This is a genomic window from Candidatus Streptomyces philanthi, assembly GCF_059553635.1.
The window spans coordinates 1-2,498 of record NZ_JCANQV010000502.1 but is presented as its reverse complement, the minus strand read 5'-3'; the positions used below and the strand labels follow the sequence as shown (position 1 = coordinate 2,498).

Sequence of the window (2,498 nt, the reverse complement as noted above, 5' to 3'; positions counted from 1 at the left end):
GCTGACGCGCCGCGCCCGACGGCATCACCGTCGTCTCGTTCCCCGTCGCCTCCCGCGCCCGCTCGGGGCCCGTCGGCACCGTGCCGTCCGGCGACACCGGCAGTTCGAGGACGTACGCACTGCCGCCCGCGCCCGGCCCGCCCGGCACCGGGTGCGACTGGAGCAGCCCGCCGTGCTGCCGCACGATCCCGCGCACGATCGGCTCATGGACCGGGTCGCCGCCCTTGTACGGGCCGCGCACCTCGATCCGTACGACGTCCCCGCGCTTCGCCGCCGCCACCACGATCGTCGAGTCCGTCCCCGGACGCCCGCCCGCACCGGACTCCGCGGGGGCGTCGGGACCGGGCGTCCGGCCCGTCGTGTCCGCGCCCGCCACATCCGCGATCAGATGCGACAGGGCCAGCGCGATCCGGTCCGCGTCAACGGTCGCCTCGATCGGCGGCGCGTGCACCGCGAACTGCGCCTGCCCCGGACCGATCAGCTCGACGGCCCCCTCGACACCGGCCGCCACGACCTTGTCGAACGCGACCTTCTCCCGCTTGAGCCGCTCCCGGCCCGCGTCCAGCCGCTGGAAGCGCAGCACGTTGTCGACCAGCGCCGTCATCCGGGAGTGGCCCGCGGCGAGGTGGTGCAGGATCTGGTTCGCCTCCGGCCACAGCTGGCCCGCCGGGTCGGACGCCAGGGTGTTCAGCTCACCGGCCAGCTCCTCCAGCGGCCCGCGCAACGACTGCTCCAGCACCGCCAGCAACTGGGCGTGCCGGGCCGTCAGCGCGTCGAACGGACGCCGGTCGGTGAAGGTCATCACCGCGCCGACGAGCTGGTCACCGTCCCGCACCGGAGCCGTCGTCAGGTCGACGGGCACCGAACGCCCGTCCTTCGCCCACAGCGCCTGCCCCCGCACCCGGTGCTTGCGCCCCGACCGCAGCGTGTCGGCGAGCGGCGTCTCCTCCCACATCAGCGGCGAACCGTCCGCCCGCGAGTGGTGGATCAGCGGATGCAGCTTCTTGCCGCCCAGCTCGCTCGCCCGGTAGCCGAGGATCTGCGCCGCCGACGGGTTGACGAGGACGACCCGGCCCTCGGAGTCGATACCGACCACACCCTCGGCCGCGGCCCGCAGGATCATCTCCGTCTGCCGCTGCTGCCGCGCCAGCTCGGTCTCGGTGTCCAGCGTCCCCGTCAGGTCCCGGACGACGAGCATCAGCAGCTCGTCACCGGTGTACCCGCTGCGGTGATCGGCGTACGCGGCCTCGAAGGCCGACTCGTACGGGGTACGGCCGTCCTCCAGATTGGCGCTGGTCACCTCGACCAGCAGCTCCGTGCCGTCGGTCCGCCGCGCGATCATCCGCGTCGGCTTCGTCCGGACGGTCTCGGACCGGTCGTCAGGGCGCCGCATGGACCCCGGGATGCGCTTGGAGTCGAAGGTCGGCAGCAGATCGAGCAGCCCGCGCCCGACCAGTGCGGTACCCGGCGCCTCGAACGTCTCCAGGGCGATGGTGTTGGCGTTGACGACCGTGCCGTTGCAGTTGACGAGCAACAGGGCGTCAGGGAGAGCGTCGAGTATGGCTGCGAGGCGAGCAGCGCCTCGGGATGGCCTGCTGCTCACGACGACGCTTCCTCCCTGTTACCGCACCTTGCGGGTCCGCCGGGGCGGACCACTGGAAGGGAGTCTACGGGCAGTTGCCGATGAGGCCGATGCGGATCATGGGGAGGCCGTGCCACGGCCCTGTGCGACTCCCCGCACGCCCGACATGTGCCCCGCGTCCTGAACTGCCGCCCCACTCCGCCACGAAACGGGGCAGGGGGGCGGGAGTGGTGAGGAGCGGTGGGTGGGGGCGTGCGGTGGGGGTGGACGTGTGGCTGCGTGGTGTGAGGGGACGTGCCGTGTGGCCGGGTGGGGGTACCGGTCGGCCGGTGGGGCGCGGTGCCGGGCCGGACCGTCGTCCCGTGCGCCTGTGCGCGGTGACGTGCGCGTCCTACGGGGGCGCCGTTCCGCCGGCCGGTCACGGCGCCGCGCGTCCGCTGCCGGTCGCGTCGGTGTGCCCCTCGTCCGGCGTCTTCTCGGTCGTACATCGTTGACGCCCCGTCTCACGCGCTCGTGGGAGGGAGCAGCGGCTCGAAACGGCGCCAACGATGGGTCTCGCACCCGTTGGTGCGCCGGAAGTCGGCGTCCACCGGGCGCCCCGCCCACGTCCCGGAGACATGCGCCGTGGCCGGTCCGCCGTACTCCGCCGTGCAGGACGCGCCCGGCGGCACCGGAGCGAAGAGATCCGTCCCCCACCGGGTGAGCGTGTCCAGCCGCTCGCACGCCCGCCGGGCATCGGGATGATCACCACCGGCGGGGTGGCAGTACAGCTCGAACCTGCCGTCCGTCCGCTCCGACCCGGACCGCGCGACGGTGACGACGAGGTGATCCACCACGGCCCGCCCACCCGGGCCCCCGTCGCCTACGGGGAGCGGCCCGGCCGTACCGGAGGACCGGCCGGCCCCGGAGGCCGCGG

Annotated in this window: 2 protein-coding genes; both read right to left on the bottom strand. The window is 73.9% G+C overall.

Features of this window, described 5'->3' with window-relative positions; all coding sequences use genetic code 11:
• A partial coding sequence (locus AC51EU_RS29520; protein WP_496270158.1) for a PAS domain-containing protein occupies window positions 1-1,603 on the bottom strand: 1,603 nt, incomplete at its 3' end.
• 482 nt (window positions 1,604-2,085) lie between these two features.
• A partial coding sequence (locus AC51EU_RS29515; RefSeq protein ID WP_496270157.1) for an SSI family serine proteinase inhibitor occupies window positions 2,086-2,498 on the bottom strand: 413 nt, incomplete at its 5' end.